Source organism: Streptococcus mitis, from assembly GCF_002096925.1.
Lineage (GTDB): Bacteria > Bacillota > Bacilli > Lactobacillales > Streptococcaceae > Streptococcus > Streptococcus mitis_AF.
This window is the reverse complement of record NZ_NCVN01000038.1, coordinates 25,188-42,156: the sequence shown is the minus strand read 5'-3', so window position 1 is coordinate 42,156 and position 16,969 is coordinate 25,188. Positions and strand designations below refer to the sequence as shown.

Here is a 16,969-nt window from a genome sequence, read left to right as displayed (position 1 = left end):
AAAAATTGGGGAAGACACTAACTTCCTCAATTTTTCAAAATTTTCTATACGAAATTGATGAGGGCAAATAATGATCAAAAAGTATATGTTTTCAATCTATCTTTGTAGTGCTATAATTATGCTGTGTTTTTCTCTTTCATCTGAAAAGCAATTTATAACAAATGCAAGTGTAGTTTTCGGCTTTGATGATTTTATACAAATCTTGTTAAAAAATACTGTCGCAAGTATATGGCTACTTTCAGCTTATCTATTGGGGGATATGATTATATATATTTTTTTCATCACTAATGGTATTGTTTTAGGAGCGTTGCTTTCCTCTTTCCCAAATATGTTCTATTTATTATTAGTAATACCACATGGTGTTATTGAGGTTTTTTCTTATATTTATCTGTCTGATACGATAATCAATCATCGAAAAGGATGTTACGATAAACAGGATTTTATTAAACGTTTAAAGATATCCTTTTTGCTATTAATACTTGGGGCAGGAATTGAAGCATTTATTACACCCTTAATGATTAATTTTATTGAGTAAGGAGTGAATATATGATAAAAAATATTAAATTATTTGTATTGAGTATATTTGCAGTATTTATATTTGTTGTTAGATATATTTTGATTTCAAAAGATATACTTCAAGATAAATTTCGGTTTGAGTTTAATGTTTATACCATGTTCATTTTTATTGTGATATCACTAATAATAACTATAGGTGTTTTTATATTAAATATCCATATAAATTATTATGTAATCAGTAAATTGTTAAATAAATTTTGCGATATTAATGTAAGTAGATCATATTTAAAAAATTCACTTTACTATACATATATATCAGCTTATTCTATTGCTAATTTTGTGTTAATAATATTAGGATTAGGAACGAAAATAACTAACCAGTATTTTATATTTATTAGTGTTATTAACTATGTTCTAGTTTCTTTGCTGATGTTACTGGAATTAAAAAAACTTAATGTGCCAAATAAAGTTAATATTTTATTGGCGAGTCTTATTTTTTTAGGGAATAGCTTAACGATTTTATACATGATGTTATAATTTAGATGAGGTGTTAACATGAGAGCCAGATCAATAGTTAATATAAAAAATTTAACCAAGCAGTATGGGGATTTTCAATTGCAAGTCCGTAACTTAGAGATTCCGGAAGGTAAGGTTATTGGACTGATTGGTGAAAACGGAGCTGGTAAATCTACTTTACTGAATCTGATTTTAAATCAACTACAGATTGAGAAGGATAGTATAAGGGTTTTTGAACAAACTTATTCAGAGCATGAGCAAGATATTAAATCGAAACTAGGGGTTGTCTTAGAACAAAACTTTTTTCCAGTTTCATTTTCGGTGGAGCAAGTTGAAAGAATGATGAGCATGATTTATCCTAGTTGGGATAAAAAGTTATTTTACACTTTTATTCAAAAGTTTAACTTACCATCTCAAAAACAGATGAAAGAATTTTCCAGAGGAATGGTGGTGAAACTTAATTTTGCGTCTGCACTCGCTCATCGCCCGAGACTATTAATTGCAGATGAGGCCACAAGTGGCTTGGATCCTATTGTTAGGCGAGAGATCTTATCTATTTTAGAAGAGTATGTTAAAAAAGAGAATATGACTGTAATCTTATCTTCACATATTTTGAGTGACTTAGAACAGGCGGCAGATTATTTTATTTTTATCCATAATGGGGAGATTCTTCTAGAGGGAGACAGAGAAAATTTATTGAACCGATTTATGATTAAAACAGAAATAAAGAACAATATGGATCAAGTAGACATTTATTATAAATTAGAAGAGGGTGATAGTGTTCGATATTTAGTAGTTGTATCTGACAAGAGTAAAGACGAGAGTAATTATGCAACGCTTTGGGAAATTTTATTGTTTTTAGTCAAAGGAGAACGAATAAATGAAAGGACTACTATATAAAGATGCGCAACTTATTTTAAATAAAGTAAAGATAATCAATAGAATATTTATTGCCTTAGCCTTATTCTTAATTACAATCTTTGCAAGAGAATCGGGGACAATTTTTTTACTAATAGTGTTACCAATAAGTTTAGCTTCTCTTCCCACAACTTTAGTTGTATCAGATAGTGAGAATGGTTGGAATCAATTTGTAGGAGTTTTTCCAATTTCAAAATCTAAGATAATTTTAGCGCGGTATCTCTCTTGTATTTCTTTTATTCTTTTGGTAAGTTCTATAGTATTGAGTTTAAGTCTTGCTACCCATGTCATGTTTAATCAATACAGTCTCAATCTACATTTAATTATGGCATTGATTGGAGTAATCTTTGGAATCATGTATGTAGCCTTATTGCTTCCTTCCGTATATGCCTTTGGTGCTTTTGGAAATACGATTGTCAATATACTGGTACTATCGTTAGTTATGGGATTAGTGTATGGTCTTCAGAAAACGACTTTCGGCATGATTTTCATTAACTGGATTAGTTCAGCTAATCATTTCCTTCTAGTTATAAGTATCATAATTTTGGTCAGTATCATGATTGGGGTTTCTTTTATACTTTCAACTAAAATCTATTGTAAAATATTTATGAAGTAAAGGAGCAGTGCTATGAATAATAAGAAAATATGTCGTCTAATATCTATATGTTTAGCAATCTTTTCAGCTGTTCTTGCAGTCGTTTTATTTGCATGGGGAGAAAGAGGGCAAGTTTTTATAGCTATGGTACCTCTCTTTTTATCAAAGTTCGTAGATAATATTGGAAAAAATAAATGACGAATGACTGTGCTTGGTAGGTAAAATGAAGTTGGTGTTTTGAGGCTGGGCAAAAACTCAATTAGAGGAGAAAATAAAGCAAATTTTCTAACAATAAAACGCATAATATCAAGGATTTTTAACACTTGATATTATGCGTTTTCTGATTTTAAAGACTTTTTGTCCTATGAGTATGTTATATATCTAGGTAAAAATTATTTAAAAACTATTGCAAATTAACCTTGTTTTTCAAAATATAGTAGGTTCCGAGGTAAAAGATAGCTATGAATATGAGTTCTTCAACAATGCCTACGCTTGCTCCCATATAGAAATTATCATTAAATCCTGCAAGTGAATTGACATAGAAGTTAGTACTGGTATTGAAGAAAACTTCAATAAATCCAATGACGATTTGGATACCGATGTAGGCTGCAACAGCGAGTGCTGTACGGTATTCATTGAAAAGTTGTCCGATGGAAATAGCCAAGTAGATGCAGAGGATTCCAGAAATGGTATTTAGTAGGAAGGATAAGACAGTAAGACCAAAGCCGGTAAAATGTTCTGCAACAAATGACAGAAGAGTAGAAAGTTGAACTGCATCAGAATTTGTTGACAATAAGATAATATAGATACATAGGAGTAAGACAGCAGTGCTAATCAACGACCAGATAAAGGCACCGATTAGTTTGGCTGTGATGATATGGTGTTCAGAAACTGGCAAGGTTAAAGTCAGATAGCCTTGTCGGTCATAGACACTTCCTTTGAATCGTTTAATAATCAAGAAGATAGTTGAAATCACAAGTGTAACCATCAAACCACCAAAGACAGTAGATAGAAAAAAAAGTAGAACAGATAGATTTTTTTCAGGTAGTTTGATTAAGGATTGTGTCTGAATTCCAATAAGAACAGAGAGGAAGAGAACAGCAGCGTAGAGGGCTAAATACCACTTGTTAACATTTTTAAATTCGTAGCGAACTAAATTCCAAAACATAATAATCTCCTTTGCTTAGGCCTTAAATTCCTGACGGAAGAGTTGGTCAATGGATTCACCTGACTCATAGCGAATATCATCTACATTTCCTTGACGGACGACTTTTCCGTCTTTGAGGAAGACAATTTCATCCAAGATTGGCTCGATATCAGAAATCAAGTGGGTAGAAATCAAAACGGTAGAAGTTGGTGAGTAGTTATTGATAATGGTATTGAGGATATACTCACGGGCTGCTGGGTCCACTCCACCAATAGGTTCGTCCAGAACGTAGAGACGAGCATCACGGCTCATAACCAAAATCAGTTGTACCTTTTCCTTGTTTCCTTTTGATAATTTCTTGAGACGACTATTTTCATCAATACCGAGGTCTGAAAGTAGATGATGGGCGCGTTCAAGATTGAAATCTTTATAGAAGGTTTTGAAGTAGGTTAGGGCTTCTTTGACCTTCATTTGCTCATTGAGATAGGTCGTATCCGGCAAATAAGCTACGATGGCCTTGGTTGCTGGACTTGGGTCCATGTCGTTGATGAGGACACGTCCTTGATCTGGTTGTAAGAGGCCATTGATTAGTTTAATCAAGGTTGTTTTCCCTGAGCCGTTTGGTCCAAGGAGACCAACAATTTTTCCAGCTGGGATGTCAAGAGAAACATTTTCAAGGGCTGGGGTTGCTCCATAAGATTTGGATACATTTTCAAATGCTAGTAATGACATAGGCTTAAACTCCTTTAATATAATCGCCGACTACGCCTGGTAGTTCTTCTTTTTCATAACCAAAATGGGTCATGGAGGAAACGAAGTGTTCCAATTCTTCTTCCGATAATTGTTTGCGTGATTGGGCGATTAGCTCCTTATCCTCAGTCACAAATCGTCCAGTTGTTCGCTTACTGTAGACAAATCCTTCTCGTTCGAGGTCTGACAAGGCTCTTTGGATGGTGTTTGGATTGACACTAGCCTCGCTAGCTAGCTCTCTCACGGTTGGAAGTTGTTGATTGGGTTCCAGTGTATGGGAAACAATCTGAAGCTTGATTTTCTCCATAATCTGTAAATAAATGGGTTTTTTGTTGTCAAATGTCCAGGACATCTTGGTCTCCTTTCTTTTATCCTTTTGTCTTAATTAAATAATACAACAAAACAAAAAACTTGTCAAGCAAAAAAGAAGAATTGTTTTGGGAATCGCTTAAAAAATGGTATAATGAAAAGAAAACGATAAGGAGGGAAAGGATGCGTTGTCCAAAATGTGGGGCTACCAAGTCAAGTGTTATCGATAGTCGCCAAGCAGAAGAAGGGAACACCATTCGTAGAAGACGTGAGTGCGACGAATGCCAGCACCGCTTTACAACCTATGAACGGGTAGAAGAAAGAACCTTAGTGGTTGTTAAAAAAGATGGCACACGGGAACAATTCTCCAGAGATAAAATCTTTAATGGGATTATCCGCTCAGCCCAGAAACGTCCTGTGTCAAGTGATGAAATAAACATGGTAGTCAATCGTATCGAACAGAAACTCCGTGGTCGAAATGAAAATGAAATTCAAAGTGAGGACATTGGTTCACTCGTCATGGAGGAGTTGGCTGAGTTGGATGAGATTACCTATGTGCGTTTTGCCAGTGTCTATCGTAGTTTTAAGGATGTCAGTGAGTTAGAGAGCCTGCTCCAACAAATCACCCAGTCCTCTAAAAAGAAAAAGGAAAGATAAATGAAGCCAATTGACCGTTTTTCTTATCTAAAGAATAATCGGGTGTCGCAAGATACCTCATCTCTGGTACAGTGCTACCTCCCGATTATCGGTCAGGAGGCACTGAGCCTTTATCTTTATACCATCAGTTTTTGGGATAATGGCAGAAAGGAATACCTTTTTTCAAGCATTCTCAATCATCTCAATTTTGGGATGGACAGACTTTTAAAATCCTTGAAAATCCTATCTGCTTTCAATCTCTTGACCCTCTATCAAAAGGGTGATACCTATCAGATAGTTATCCATGCTCCTCTTTCAAGTCAAGATTTCTTGGAGCATCCTGTTTATCGCAGACTTTTGGAGAAAAAGATTGGCGATGCAGCTGTGGAGGATTTGAATGTTGAGAGTGCTGAGGGAGAAGAAATACCTGTCTCACTCAATCAAGTCTTTCCAGACTTGGCTGAATTGGGAAGTCAAGAAGACCTTAGTCTCAAGAAGAAAGTGGCCAACGATTTTGACTTAGACCATTTTCGTCAGCTTATGGCTCGAGATGGGCTTCGTTTTGCGGATGAGCAGTCCGATGTCTTAAACCTCTTTGCCATTGCCGAGGAGAAGAAATGGACTTGGTTTGAAACCTATCAACTGGCTAAGTCAACAGCTGTTTCCCAGGTTATTTCAACCAAACGCATGCGGGAAAAAATTGCTCAAAAACCGATTTCCTCTGACTTTAGTCCTAAGGAAACGACCATTATCAAAGAAGCCAAAAGTAAAACGGCCTTGCAGTTCTTGGCAGAAATCAAGCAAACACGCAAGGGAACCATTACCCAAACAGAAAGAGAACTCTTGCAACAGATGGCTAGCTTGGGCTTGCTGGATGAAGTCATCAATATCATTCTCTTATTGACCTTTAATAAGGTGGATTCGGCAAACATCAACGAGAAATATGCCATGAAGGTAGCCAATGACTATGCCTATCAAAAGATTCATTCGGCAGAAGAGGCGGTCTTGCGCATCCGTGAGAGAGGACAGAAGAGTCAGGCTCAAAAGACTAGTAAACCCGGTCCTGCCAAGTCCAATGTACCCAAGTGGAGCAATCCAGATTATAAGAATGAAACCAGCGAGGAAACTCGTCTGGAACTAGAACGTAAGAAACAAGAACTATTAGCTCGATTAGAAAAAGGAGGAGATTAGATGGAAAGTGTCGGAGACGTACTCAAACGTCAACCTAGCCGTTTTCATTATCAAGATTTGGTTCAGAAAATCATGAAGGACCCTGATGTTGCGGCCTTTATCCAGCAAGAATCCCTTACTCCAGAGGAATTGAATCGCAGTATCTCCAAGTTTAATCAGTACATCACCGAGCGTGACAAGTTTCTCCGTGGGGATACGGATTATATTGCCAAAGGCTACAAGCCGATTTTGGTTATGAATCATGGCTATGCGGATGTTTCTTACGAAGAAACTCCTGAACTAATCGCGGCGGAAAAAGAAGCGGCTATTAAGAACCGTCTCAAGTTAATCAATCTGCCAGCCAGTCTCAGGAAAACTAGTTTAGCTCAAGTAGACTTGGATGATTTGGGTCGCTTGCCAGTTTTTGAAAAGCTATTAGCCTTCGTGGAGCAATATCCAGCTATTCGAAAAGGTCTTTACCTATATGGAGACTTTGGTGTGGGTAAAAGTTTCATGGTGGCTGCCCTAGCCCATGATTTATCAGAAAAACGTGGTGTTTCATCCACTCTTCTCCACTATCCTAGCTTTGTCATAGATGTCAAAAATGCTATCGGTGATGGCAATGTTAAGACCTTGGTGGATGAGCTTAAGCTTTCTGAAGTCCTGATTTTAGATGATATTGGTGCCGAGCAATCAACACCTTGGGTGCGTGACGAAATCCTACAAGTCATTCTCCAATATCGGATGCAGGAAAATTTACCGACCTTTTTCACATCCAACTTCAACTTTGAAGAATTGGAGCAGCATTTCGCTAAAGGGAAACATGGAAATGACGAAACCTGGGAAGCCAGACGCGTCATGGAACGCATCCGTTATTTGGCTGAGGAGACTCGTTTAGAAGGAGTGAACCGTCGATGACAGAAACGATTAAACTGATGAAAGCTCATAAGTCTGTTCGAAGATTTAAAGAGCAAGCCCTCCCTCAGGAGGACTTGACTGAAATCCTGATAGCAGCCCAGATGGCCTCGTCTTGGAAGAATTTCCAATCCTACTCTGTGATTGTGGTACGAAGTCAAGAAAAGAAAGATGCCTTGTATGAATTGGTGCCTCAAGAAGCCATTCGCCAGTCAGCTGTTTTCCTTCTCTTTGTCGGAGATTTGAACCGTGCAGAAAAGGGAGCACGACTTCATACGGATACCTTCCAACCTCAAGGTGTAGAAGGTCTCTTGATTAGTTCAGTCGATGCGGCTCTTGCTGGTCAAAATGCCCTGCTGGCAGCTGAGAGCTTGGGCTATGGTGGTGTCATTATTGGCTTGGTGCGTTACAAATCAGAAGAAGTGGCAGAGCTCTTTAACCTGCCTGACTACACCTATCCTGTCTTTGGGATGGCGCTAGGTGTGCCAAATCAAAATCATGATGTGAAACCAAGACTGCCACTAGAGAATGTTGTCTTTGAGGAAGAATACCAAGAACAGTCAACTGAGGCAATCGAAGCTTATGACCGTGTACAGGCTGACTATGCTGGAGCGCGTGCAACCACAAGCTGGAGTCAGCGTCTAGCAGAACAGTTTGGTCAAGCTGAACCAAGCCCAACTAGAAAAAATCTTGAACAGAAGAAGTTATTGTAGAAAGTGAGAAATTATGGCCCTACCAACTATTGCCATTGTAGGACGTCCCAATGTTGGGAAATCAACCCTATTTAATCGGATCGCTGGTGAGCGAATCTCCATTGTAGAAGATGTCGAAGGAGTGACACGTGACCGTATCTATGCAACGGGTGAGTGGCTCAATCGTTCTTTTAGCATGATTGATACAGGAGGAATCGATGATGTCGATGCTCCTTTTATGGAACAAATCAAGCACCAGGCAGAAATTGCCATGGAAGAAGCAGATGTTATCGTCTTTGTCGTGTCTGGTAAGGAAGGAATTACTGATGCAGACGAATACGTAGCCCGTAAGCTTTATAAGACCCACAAACCAGTTATCCTCGCGGTTAACAAGGTGGATAACCCTGAGATGCGAAATGATATCTATGATTTCTATGCTCTCGGTTTGGGTGAACCACTGCCTATCTCATCTGTCCATGGTATTGGTACAGGGGATGTGCTAGACGCCATCGTAGAAAATCTTCCAAATGAATATGAAGAAGAAAATCCAGATGTGATTAAGTTTAGCTTGATTGGTCGTCCTAATGTTGGAAAATCAAGCTTGATCAATGCTATCTTGGGAGAAGACCGTGTCATTGCTAGTCCTGTTGCTGGAACAACGCGTGACGCTATTGATACCCACTTTACAGATACAGATGGTCAAGAGTTTACCATGATTGATACGGCTGGTATGCGTAAATCTGGTAAGGTTTATGAAAATACTGAGAAATACTCAGTCATGCGTGCCATGCGTGCTATTGACCGCTCAGATGTGGTCTTGATGGTCATAAACGCGGAAGAGGGTATTCGTGAATACGACAAGCGTATCGCAGGATTTGCCCATGAAGCCGGTAAAGGGATGATTATCGTGGTCAATAAGTGGGATACGCTTGAAAAAGACAACCATACTATGAAAAACTGGGAAGAAGATATCCGTGAGCAGTTCCAATACCTGCCTTACGCACCGATTATCTTTGTATCCGCTTTGACCAAGCAACGTCTCCACAAACTTCCTGAGATGATTAAGCAAATCAGTGAAAGTCAAAATACACGTATTCCATCAGCTGTCTTGAACGATGTTATCATGGATGCCATTGCCATCAACCCAACACCGACAGACAAAGGAAAACGACTTAAGATTTTCTATGCGACTCAAGTGGCAACCAAACCACCGACCTTTGTTATCTTTGTCAACGAAGAAGAACTCATGCACTTTTCTTACCTGCGTTTCTTGGAAAATCAAATCCGCAAGGCCTTTGTCTTTGAAGGAACACCGATTCATCTCATCGCAAGAAAACGTAAATAAAAAAGCAGAATCTGGAATGACATTTCCAGATTTTTTTGATAAAATGAAGTTAAAGAAAGCGCTACCAAAAAGAGGTGTTGATGATGGAACATTTGTTTAAATTGTTAATCTTATTACCCTGTTTTTACTTTTTCAGCTGGATTGAAAAGGCCAACAGAGATAGTAAATTTTTCCCAATTTTTTACTATTTTTACTGGATTTACATCACCCTCTATGCTCTTTTTAGCCTTGCTTGGACAGTTTTTTCAGTCCTATTTTTCAATATCCTATTGAGAAATGTGGCAGACATCAAGTCTTGGGGCATTTGGCTATTATTACTACTTATTGCTTTTTCCAGTTCTTGGTTAACCTATATCTTTTTCAAAAAAATGCTTCGCTTGAGACGGGAACTGGGGAAGTCTAAAGGTGGAAAGCATTGATTTATATTGGTAAGAACATTTAATAGAATGAAACTAAAGAAAACAATTTTAAAGAGGAGGTGTCGATGATGAAACTGTCGTTTAATTGGTTTCATTTGATACTCTTATTTCCCTGCTTTTACTTTTTTTATTGGATAGATAATGCTGATAGAAACAGTAAGTTTTTCCCCATTATCTACTATTTCTACTGGATTTATATTTCCCTTTTAGCTCTGTTTAGCTTGGATATGACAATTTTTTCATTCTTATTTTTCCCTTTTGTTCTAAATTATGTATCAGATGCTAGTACTTGGGGTGTTTGGTTGCTTTTGATAGTCTTATCTCTAGGCAGTGACTGGTTAGAATATATCTTTTTCAAAAACATGTTTCGCTTGAGACGAGAACTAGGGGAATCAAAAGGTGGAAGGTATTGATTTATATGGTTTTTATTGATAGGAGGTAGCTTATGACACGTCTAAAATCATTTATTACACGCTATTCTAAGGTCTATATTGGTTTAGTTCTGTTGATCTGGATTGCTTTCTTCTTTCTTCCTTGGGATAAACCAGTTCTGGGAATATCTATCAATCTCTTAATCATGCAGAAAGTTTTACTAGTTTTTGGAATTCTGTCGATTTTGATGGCCTTGCTGTCCAAGAAAGTCAGTCTCTTTGTTTTTGGACTTATCTGTTGTCTTTCTTTTTGGATAAATCTATTTATCCTATTTGCTATTTTGCCGATTTTTGGCAATTAAAGTATCATAAAAATCAGAGAGGTTAGCTTGGAAACTAGCCTCTTTTTCCTTTTCAAAATGGGGATTCTTCCTTGAAAATAATCAGTAATTGTGCTAGAATTAAAAGAACATTCTAAAATATTCGGAATTTAAAGTAAGGAAAAACATGGCTAATATTTTAAAAACAATTATCGAAAATGATAAAGGAGAAATCCGTCGTCTGGAAAAGATGGCTGACAAGGTTTTCAAATACGAAGACCAAATGGCTGCTTTGACAGATGACCAACTAAAAGCAAAAACAGTTGAATTTAAAGAACGTTATCAAAATGGAGAATCACTGGATTCATTGCTTTATGAAGCATTTGCGGTTGTCCGTGAGGGTGCCAAACGTGTCCTAGGTCTCTTCCCATATAAGGTTCAGGTCATGGGAGGAATCGTTCTTCACCATGGTGACGTGCCAGAGATGCGTACAGGGGAAGGGAAAACCTTGACTGCGACTATGCCAGTCTACCTCAATGCTCTTTCAGGTAAAGGGGTTCACGTAGTTACGGTTAACGAATACCTGTCCGAACGTGACGCGACTGAGATGGGTGAATTGTACTCATGGCTTGGTTTGTCAGTAGGGATTAACTTGGCTGCTAAATCTCCAATGGAGAAAAAAGAAGCCTATGAGTGTGATATTACCTACTCAACCAACTCAGAAATCGGATTTGACTACCTTCGTGATAACATGGTCGTTCGTGCTGAAAACATGGTACAACGCCCGCTTAACTATGCCTTGGTCGATGAGGTTGACTCTATCTTGATTGACGAGGCTCGTACACCTTTGATCGTATCAGGTGCTAACGCAGTTGAAACTAGTCAGTTGTATCACATGGCAGACCACTATGTAAAATCGTTGGACAAAGACGACTACATCATCGATGTGCAGTCTAAGACTATTGGTTTGTCTGATTCAGGGATTGACAAGGCTGAAAGCTACTTCAAGCTTGAAAATCTCTATGACATCGAAAATGTGGCTTTGACTCACTTTATCGATAACGCCCTTCGTGCCAACTACATCATGCTTCTCGATATTGACTATGTGGTGAGCGAAGAGCAAGAAATCTTGATCGTTGACCAATTTACAGGTCGTACTATGGAAGGTCGTCGTTATTCTGATGGATTGCACCAAGCTATTGAAGCCAAAGAAGGTGTGCCAATCCAGGATGAAACCAAGACATCTGCCTCAATCACTTACCAAAACCTCTTCCGTATGTACAAGAAATTGTCTGGTATGACGGGTACAGGTAAGACTGAGGAAGAAGAATTCCGTGAAATTTACAACATTCGTGTTATTCCAATCCCAACAAACCGTCCTGTTCAACGTATTGACCACTCAGACCTTCTTTATGCAAGTATCGAGGCTAAGTTTAAGGCGGTTGTCGAAGACGTTAAGGCTCGTTACCAAAAAGGTCAGCCTGTCTTGGTTGGTACAGTAGCGGTTGAAACCAGTGACTACATTTCTAAGAAATTGGTCGCAGCTGGTGTTCCTCACGAAGTCTTGAATGCCAAAAACCACTATAAAGAAGCTCAAATCATCATGAATGCTGGTCAACGTGGTGCTGTTACCATTGCGACTAACATGGCCGGTCGTGGTACCGACATCAAGCTTGGTGAAGGAGTTCGTGAACTTGGAGGACTTTGTGTTATTGGTACAGAACGTCATGAAAGCCGTCGTATCGATAACCAGCTTCGTGGACGTTCAGGTCGTCAAGGAGACCCAGGTGAGTCACAATTCTACCTCTCTCTTGAAGATGATTTGATGAAACGTTTTGGTTCTGAACGTTTGAAGGGAATCTTTGAACGCTTGAACATGTCTGAGGAGGCCATTGAGTCTCGTATGTTGACACGTCAAGTTGAAGCGGCGCAAAAACGTGTCGAAGGAAATAACTACGATACCCGTAAACAAGTCCTTCAATACGATGACGTCATGCGTGAACAACGTGAAATTATCTACGCTCAACGTTACGATGTCATCACTGCAGATCGTGACTTGGCACCTGAAATTCAGGCTATGATCAAACGCACGATTGGTCGTGTCGTTGATGGTCATGCGCGTGCTAAACAAGATGAAAAACTAGAAGCGATTTTGAACTTTGCTAAGTACAACTTGCTTCCAGAAGATTCTATTACGATGGAAGACTTGTCAGGCTTGTCTGATAAGGCTATCAAGGAAGAGCTCTTCCAACGTGCCTTGAAGGTTTACGACAGTCAAGTTTCAAAACTACGAGATGAAGAAGCAGTTAAAGAATTCCAAAAAGTTTTGATTCTACGAGTGGTGGATAACAAGTGGACAGATCATATCGACGCTCTTGATCAATTGCGTAACGCGGTTGGACTTCGTGGCTATGCTCAGAACAACCCTGTTGTTGAGTATCAGGCAGAAGGTTTCCGTATGTTTAATGACATGATTGGTTCGATTGAGTTTGATGTGACACGTTTGATGATGAAAGCACAAATTCATGAACAAGAAAGACCACAAGCAGAACACCATATCAGTACAACAGCGACTCGCAATATCGCTGCCCACCAAGCAAATATCCCAGAAGATTTGGATTTGAGTCAGATTGGACGGAATGAACTTTGCCCATGTGGTTCTGGTAAGAAGTTTAAAAACTGTCACGGTAAAAGACAATAAAATGAGATAGTTTAGAGGCGGATACCTTGTGAAAAGTAAATTTTTACTTGGTATCCGTTTGCTTTATAAGGAGATGAGTTATGGTATTTACAGCAAAAAGTCCTAAAATTAATATTGAAGAAGTTCGTGCCTTATCAAAACTAGAAGGCCAAGCTTTAGAGAGGAAATCACAACGCGATCAAGAGCTAGAGGCTATTATACGTGGAGAAGACCAGCGAATTCTCTTGGTAATTGGGCCATGCTCATCTGACAATGAAGAAGCTGTCCTTGAGTACGCTAAGCGTTTGGCAACTCTACAAGAAGAAGTGGCAGACCGTATCTTTATGGTTATGCGTGTTTATACTGCCAAACCTCGTACCAACGGAGATGGCTATAAGGGCTTGATTCACCAGCCTAACGCGACGGAAGCGCCAAGCCTCATCAACGGAATCAAAGCCGTTCGCCATCTCCACTATCGTGTCATCACAGAAACAGGTATGACGACAGCTGATGAAATGCTTTATCCTGAAAATCTTCCGCTAGTAGATGATTTGATTTCTTACATGGCGGTTGGTGCCCGTTCGGTTGAAGACCAGCAACACCGCTTTGTGGCAAGTGGGGCAGATTTCGCGACTGGTTTTAAAAATCCAACCTCTGGAAATCTCAATGTCATGTTTAATGGGATTTATGCTGCTCAAAACAAGCAAAGTTTCCTTTTTCTTGGAAAAGAAGTAGAAACAACTGGGAACCCGCTATCGCACGCCATTCTTCGTGGAGCAATCAATGAGTATGGTAAGAATATTCCCAACTACTACTATGATAATTTGATGGATACCATTGCTCAGTATGAAAAAATGGGCTTGGAAAATCCCTTTATCATCGTCGATACTAATCATGACAACTCTGGTAAGCAATACATGGATCAGATTCGAATTGTCCGCCAGACCTTGATTAACCGTGATTGGAATGAAAAAATCAAGCAGTACGTTCGTGGCTTTATGATTGAGTCTTATCTAGAAGACGGCCGTCAAAATGAACCAGAAGTATTTGGCAAGTCTATCACAGACCCTTGCCTAGGCTGGGAAAATACGGAAGCCCTTGTCAGAGAAATCTACCAAACGCTAGGAGAATAGTATGGCATTTATTGAAAAAGGTCAAGAAATCGATATTGAAGCAATCAAGGCGGAAACTCAATTGTCTGCGGAAGCCTTGCGACTAAAGGAGCGTCGTGATAGAGAATTGGCAGACATTATTTCAGGAGAAGATGACCGTATCCTTTTGGTGATTGGTCCTTGCTCTTCTGATAATGAAGAAGCTGTCTTGGAATATGCCCACCGTTTATCTGCCTTGCAGAAGAAGGTGGCGGACAAGATTTTCATGGTCATGCGTGTTTATACTGCTAAACCTCGCACCAACGGAGACGGCTATAAGGGGTTGGTTCACCAGCCAGATACTTCGAAGGCTCCAAGTCTGATTAACGGTTTGCAGGCTGTTCGTCAGTTGCACTACCGCGTGATCACAGAGACTGGTTTGATAACGGCAGACGAGATGCTTTATCCGTCAAATCTTGTCTTGGTAGATGATTTGGTCAGCTACCATGCTGTTGGGGCTCGTTCTGTGGAAGACCAAGAGCACCGTTTTGTGGCTTCAGGAATTGATGCACCAGTAGGGATGAAAAATCCAACCTCTGGAAATCTTGGGGTTATGTTTAACGGTATCTATGCCGCTCAAAACAAACAAACCTTCCTCTTCCATGGCCAAGAAGTTGAGACTTCAGGTAATCCCCTAGCCCATGTCATCCTTCGTGGTGCAGTTAATGAATATGGGAAAAATGAGCCTAACTTTTACTATGAAACTTTGCTAAATGCCATTGAACGCTATGAAGCCATGGGACTTGAAAATCCCTTTATCCTCATTGATACCAACCATGATAACTCAGGCAAGCAATATATGGAGCAAATTCGAATTGTTCGCCAGACCTTGCAAAATCGTGATTGGAACGAGAAAATCAAAAAGACGGTTCGAGGCTTTATGATTGAATCCTACCTAGCAGATGGTCGTCAAAACCAACCAGAGGTCTTTGGATGCTCCATTACCGACCCTTGCCTAGGTTGGGAAAATACAGAGGCCTTGGTAGAAGAAATCTATGCTACCTTGACAAAATAAGTGAAAAGGATGGAGTTGGGGGAATCTCAACTCCTTTTGATGAGAATGATAGTTGGACACGGAATTGACATCGAAGAATTGGCTTCGATAGAAAGCGCAGTTACACGACATGAAGGATTTGCTAAGCGCGTGCTGACCGCTAAGGAAATGGAACGTTTTAACAGTCTCAAAGGGCGCAGGCAAATAGAATATTTAGCTGGTCGCTGGTCGGCTAAAGAAGCCTTTTCCAAGGCCATGGGAACTGGTATTGGAAAACTAGGTTTTCAGGATTTGGAAGTCTTGAATAATGAACGCGGGGCGCCTTATTTTAGTCAGGCACCATTTTCAGGAAAGATTTGGCTGTCTATCAGCCATACCGATCAGTTTGTGACAGCTAGTGTCATTTTGGAGGAAAATCATGAAAGCTAGTCCGCATAGACCAACCAAGGCTCTGATTCATCTGAGAGCTATTCGACAAAATATTCAGCAAATGGGGGCTCATATCCCTGAAGGAACACTCAAATTTGCAGTAGTCAAGGCTAATGCCTATGGTCATGGAGCTGTTGCCGTTGCCACGACTATTCAAGATGATGTTGATGGCTTTTGCGTTTCGAATATAGATGAAGCTATTGAACTCAGACAGGCTGGACTTAGCAAGCGAATCCTTATTTTAGGAGTTTCTGAAATCGAAGTTGTTGCTCTAGCTAAAGAATATGACATCACCTTGACTGTAGCTGGACTGGAGTGGATTCAAGCACTCTTAGATAAGGAAGCGGACTTAACTGGATTAACAGTCCACCTCAAGATTGATTCAGGAATGGGACGAATTGGTTTTCGAGAGGCTCATGAGGCTGAGCAGGCTCAAGATTTGCTCCAACAACATGGTGCTCGTGTTGAAGGGATTTTTACCCACTTTGCTACTGCAGACGAGAAATCAGATGACTACTTTAATACCCAGTTAGAACGGTTTAAAATTATTTTGGCCAGTATGAAGGAAGTTCCAGACTTGGTTCATGCTAGCAATTCTGCAACGACTCTTTGGCATGCAGAGACTATTTTCAATGCGGTCCGTATGGGAGATGCCATGTATGGTCTTAATCCTAGCGGAGAGGTCTTGGACTTGCCCTATGACTTGAAACCAGCCTTGACCTTGGAATCTGCCCTGGTTCATGTCAAGACAGTTTCAGCTGGAGCTTGTATGGGCTATGGAGCCACCTATCAGGCGGACAGCGAGCAAGTCATCGCGACCGTGCCAATCGGCTATGCGGATGGATGGACACGAGACATGCAGAATTTCACTGTCTTGGTAGATGGGCAAGCTTGCCCAATCGTTGGGCGAGTATCTATGGACCAAATCACCATTCGTCTGCCTAAGCTTTATCCGCTGGGAACCAAAGTAACCTTGATTGGTTCTAACGGGGGCAAGGAGATCACAGCTACTCAGGTAGCGGCCTACCGTGGGACTATTAACTATGAGGTGGTTTGTCTTCTCAGCGACCGCATTCCGAGAGAATATTATTAGAAA

21 protein-coding genes are annotated in these 16,969 nt (G+C 39.8%); 18 read left to right on the top strand and 3 right to left on the bottom strand.

Going from position 1 to position 16,969, the window contains the following annotated elements; genetic code table 11:
• Window positions 1-70 precede the first annotated feature (70 nt).
• From B7692_RS06660 to B7692_RS11065, 5 genes are read left to right on the top strand one after another with little or no spacing between them, the layout of a single operon-like run.
• On the top strand, window positions 71-535 hold the full coding sequence (locus tag B7692_RS06660) for a stage II sporulation protein M (protein ID WP_084930270.1): 465 nt from the start codon (window positions 71-73) through the stop codon (window positions 533-535).
• Between the two features lie 11 nt (window positions 536-546).
• The gene (locus B7692_RS06655) at window positions 547-1,053 is read left to right on the top strand and encodes a hypothetical protein (RefSeq protein ID WP_084930269.1); all 507 of its coding nucleotides are present in this window, start codon (window positions 547-549) and stop codon (window positions 1,051-1,053) included.
• Between the two features lie 18 nt (window positions 1,054-1,071).
• Complete coding sequence (locus B7692_RS06650; protein ID WP_001202678.1) at window positions 1,072-1,932, top strand: ABC transporter ATP-binding protein; 861 nt, start codon at window positions 1,072-1,074, stop codon at window positions 1,930-1,932.
• The gene (locus B7692_RS06645; RefSeq protein WP_084930268.1) at window positions 1,913-2,566 is read left to right on the top strand and encodes an ABC-2 transporter permease; all 654 of its coding nucleotides are present in this window, start codon (window positions 1,913-1,915) and stop codon (window positions 2,564-2,566) included. Before B7692_RS06650 ends, B7692_RS06645 begins: the two co-directional genes overlap by 20 nt.
• Window positions 2,567-2,578: 12 nt before the next feature.
• The gene (locus tag B7692_RS11065) at window positions 2,579-2,743 is read left to right on the top strand and encodes a hypothetical protein (protein WP_153198681.1); all 165 of its coding nucleotides are present in this window, start codon (window positions 2,579-2,581) and stop codon (window positions 2,741-2,743) included.
• Between the two features lie 205 nt (window positions 2,744-2,948).
• Here the strand turns inward: B7692_RS11065 and B7692_RS06640 are convergent, their stop codons facing one another.
• The 3 genes from B7692_RS06640 to B7692_RS06630 are packed head-to-tail and all read right to left on the bottom strand — an operon-like array spanning window position 2,949 to window position 4,794.
• On the bottom strand, window positions 2,949-3,713 hold the full coding sequence (locus tag B7692_RS06640; protein ID WP_084930267.1) for a hypothetical protein: 765 nt from the start codon (window positions 3,711-3,713) through the stop codon (window positions 2,949-2,951).
• Between the two features lie 15 nt (window positions 3,714-3,728).
• The gene (locus B7692_RS06635) at window positions 3,729-4,424 is read right to left on the bottom strand and encodes an ABC transporter ATP-binding protein (protein WP_084930266.1); all 696 of its coding nucleotides are present in this window, start codon (window positions 4,422-4,424) and stop codon (window positions 3,729-3,731) included.
• 4 nt (window positions 4,425-4,428) lie between these two features.
• A complete protein-coding gene (locus B7692_RS06630) occupies window positions 4,429-4,794 on the bottom strand; it encodes a GntR family transcriptional regulator (RefSeq protein ID WP_020903240.1) in 366 nt (121 codons plus the stop codon).
• 140 nt (window positions 4,795-4,934) lie between these two features.
• Between B7692_RS06630 and nrdR the strand changes: the two genes are divergently transcribed.
• From nrdR to alr, 13 genes are all read left to right on the top strand, one after another.
• Entirely contained in the window at window positions 4,935-5,408 is a 474-nt protein-coding gene (nrdR, locus tag B7692_RS06625) for a transcriptional regulator NrdR (RefSeq protein WP_001203672.1), read from the top strand.
• Window positions 5,409-6,578 carry a DnaD domain protein gene (locus tag B7692_RS06620; RefSeq protein ID WP_084864609.1) on the top strand — a complete coding sequence of 390 codons (1,170 nt, stop codon included), beginning with the start codon at window positions 5,409-5,411 and terminating at the stop codon, window positions 6,576-6,578.
• The gene (gene dnaI, locus B7692_RS06615; protein WP_084930265.1) at window positions 6,579-7,475 is read left to right on the top strand and encodes a primosomal protein DnaI; all 897 of its coding nucleotides are present in this window, start codon (window positions 6,579-6,581) and stop codon (window positions 7,473-7,475) included.
• The gene (locus B7692_RS06610) at window positions 7,472-8,185 is read left to right on the top strand and encodes an NADPH-dependent oxidoreductase (protein ID WP_084930264.1); all 714 of its coding nucleotides are present in this window, start codon (window positions 7,472-7,474) and stop codon (window positions 8,183-8,185) included. The genes dnaI and B7692_RS06610 overlap by 4 nt, the downstream gene beginning before the upstream one ends.
• 13 nt (window positions 8,186-8,198) lie before the next feature.
• Complete coding sequence (der, locus tag B7692_RS06605) at window positions 8,199-9,509, top strand: ribosome biogenesis GTPase Der (RefSeq protein WP_001207696.1); 1,311 nt, start codon at window positions 8,199-8,201, stop codon at window positions 9,507-9,509.
• Between the two features lie 83 nt (window positions 9,510-9,592).
• Window positions 9,593-9,928 carry a hypothetical protein gene (locus tag B7692_RS06600; RefSeq protein ID WP_004238753.1) on the top strand — a complete coding sequence of 112 codons (336 nt, stop codon included), beginning with the start codon at window positions 9,593-9,595 and terminating at the stop codon, window positions 9,926-9,928.
• Window positions 9,929-9,993: 65 nt separating this feature from the next.
• Window positions 9,994-10,341, top strand: coding sequence for a hypothetical protein (locus B7692_RS11270; protein ID WP_084930263.1), 348 nt, complete (start codon window positions 9,994-9,996; stop codon window positions 10,339-10,341).
• A gap of 32 nt (window positions 10,342-10,373) precedes the next feature.
• Window positions 10,374-10,661 (top strand): hypothetical protein, encoded by a 288-nt coding sequence (locus B7692_RS06590; protein WP_192855486.1) that lies wholly within the window; start codon window positions 10,374-10,376, stop codon window positions 10,659-10,661.
• A gap of 145 nt (window positions 10,662-10,806) precedes the next feature.
• Entirely contained in the window at window positions 10,807-13,320 is a 2,514-nt protein-coding gene (secA, locus tag B7692_RS06585) for a preprotein translocase subunit SecA (RefSeq protein ID WP_049551075.1), read from the top strand.
• Between the two features lie 80 nt (window positions 13,321-13,400).
• A complete protein-coding gene (locus B7692_RS06580; protein ID WP_084930262.1) occupies window positions 13,401-14,432 on the top strand; it encodes a 3-deoxy-7-phosphoheptulonate synthase in 1,032 nt (343 codons plus the stop codon).
• A 1-nt stretch (window position 14,433) separates the two neighbouring features.
• The gene (locus tag B7692_RS06575) at window positions 14,434-15,465 is read left to right on the top strand and encodes a 3-deoxy-7-phosphoheptulonate synthase (RefSeq protein WP_084930261.1); all 1,032 of its coding nucleotides are present in this window, start codon (window positions 14,434-14,436) and stop codon (window positions 15,463-15,465) included.
• 45 nt (window positions 15,466-15,510) lie between these two features.
• Complete coding sequence (gene acpS, locus B7692_RS06570; protein ID WP_000635003.1) at window positions 15,511-15,873, top strand: holo-ACP synthase; 363 nt, start codon at window positions 15,511-15,513, stop codon at window positions 15,871-15,873.
• The gene (alr, locus tag B7692_RS06565) at window positions 15,863-16,966 is read left to right on the top strand and encodes an alanine racemase (RefSeq protein ID WP_084930260.1); all 1,104 of its coding nucleotides are present in this window, start codon (window positions 15,863-15,865) and stop codon (window positions 16,964-16,966) included. Before acpS ends, alr begins: the two co-directional genes overlap by 11 nt.
• Window positions 16,967-16,969 lie beyond the last annotated feature (3 nt).

Coding starts and splice junctions, on each gene's coding strand:
- B7692_RS06660 (WP_084930270.1), top strand. CDS start 71: ATGATCAAAAAGTATATGTTTTCAATCTATCTTTGTAGTGCTATAATT.
- B7692_RS06655 (WP_084930269.1), top strand. CDS start 547: ATGATAAAAAATATTAAATTATTTGTATTGAGTATATTTGCAGTATTT.
- B7692_RS06650 (WP_001202678.1), top strand. CDS start 1,072: ATGAGAGCCAGATCAATAGTTAATATAAAAAATTTAACCAAGCAGTAT.
- B7692_RS06645 (WP_084930268.1), top strand. CDS start 1,913: ATGAAAGGACTACTATATAAAGATGCGCAACTTATTTTAAATAAAGTA.
- B7692_RS11065 (WP_153198681.1), top strand. CDS start 2,579: ATGAATAATAAGAAAATATGTCGTCTAATATCTATATGTTTAGCAATC.
- B7692_RS06640 (WP_084930267.1), bottom strand. CDS start 3,713: ATGTTTTGGAATTTAGTTCGCTACGAATTTAAAAATGTTAACAAGTGG.
- B7692_RS06635 (WP_084930266.1), bottom strand. CDS start 4,424: ATGTCATTACTAGCATTTGAAAATGTATCCAAATCTTATGGAGCAACC.
- B7692_RS06630 (WP_020903240.1), bottom strand. CDS start 4,794: ATGTCCTGGACATTTGACAACAAAAAACCCATTTATTTACAGATTATG.
- nrdR (WP_001203672.1), top strand. CDS start 4,935: ATGCGTTGTCCAAAATGTGGGGCTACCAAGTCAAGTGTTATCGATAGT.
- B7692_RS06620 (WP_084864609.1), top strand. CDS start 5,409: ATGAAGCCAATTGACCGTTTTTCTTATCTAAAGAATAATCGGGTGTCG.
- dnaI (WP_084930265.1), top strand. CDS start 6,579: ATGGAAAGTGTCGGAGACGTACTCAAACGTCAACCTAGCCGTTTTCAT.
- B7692_RS06610 (WP_084930264.1), top strand. CDS start 7,472: ATGACAGAAACGATTAAACTGATGAAAGCTCATAAGTCTGTTCGAAGA.
- der (WP_001207696.1), top strand. CDS start 8,199: ATGGCCCTACCAACTATTGCCATTGTAGGACGTCCCAATGTTGGGAAA.
- B7692_RS06600 (WP_004238753.1), top strand. CDS start 9,593: ATGGAACATTTGTTTAAATTGTTAATCTTATTACCCTGTTTTTACTTT.
- B7692_RS11270 (WP_084930263.1), top strand. CDS start 9,994: ATGATGAAACTGTCGTTTAATTGGTTTCATTTGATACTCTTATTTCCC.
- B7692_RS06590 (WP_192855486.1), top strand. CDS start 10,374: ATGACACGTCTAAAATCATTTATTACACGCTATTCTAAGGTCTATATT.
- secA (WP_049551075.1), top strand. CDS start 10,807: ATGGCTAATATTTTAAAAACAATTATCGAAAATGATAAAGGAGAAATC.
- B7692_RS06580 (WP_084930262.1), top strand. CDS start 13,401: ATGGTATTTACAGCAAAAAGTCCTAAAATTAATATTGAAGAAGTTCGT.
- B7692_RS06575 (WP_084930261.1), top strand. CDS start 14,434: ATGGCATTTATTGAAAAAGGTCAAGAAATCGATATTGAAGCAATCAAG.
- acpS (WP_000635003.1), top strand. CDS start 15,511: ATGATAGTTGGACACGGAATTGACATCGAAGAATTGGCTTCGATAGAA.
- alr (WP_084930260.1), top strand. CDS start 15,863: ATGAAAGCTAGTCCGCATAGACCAACCAAGGCTCTGATTCATCTGAGA.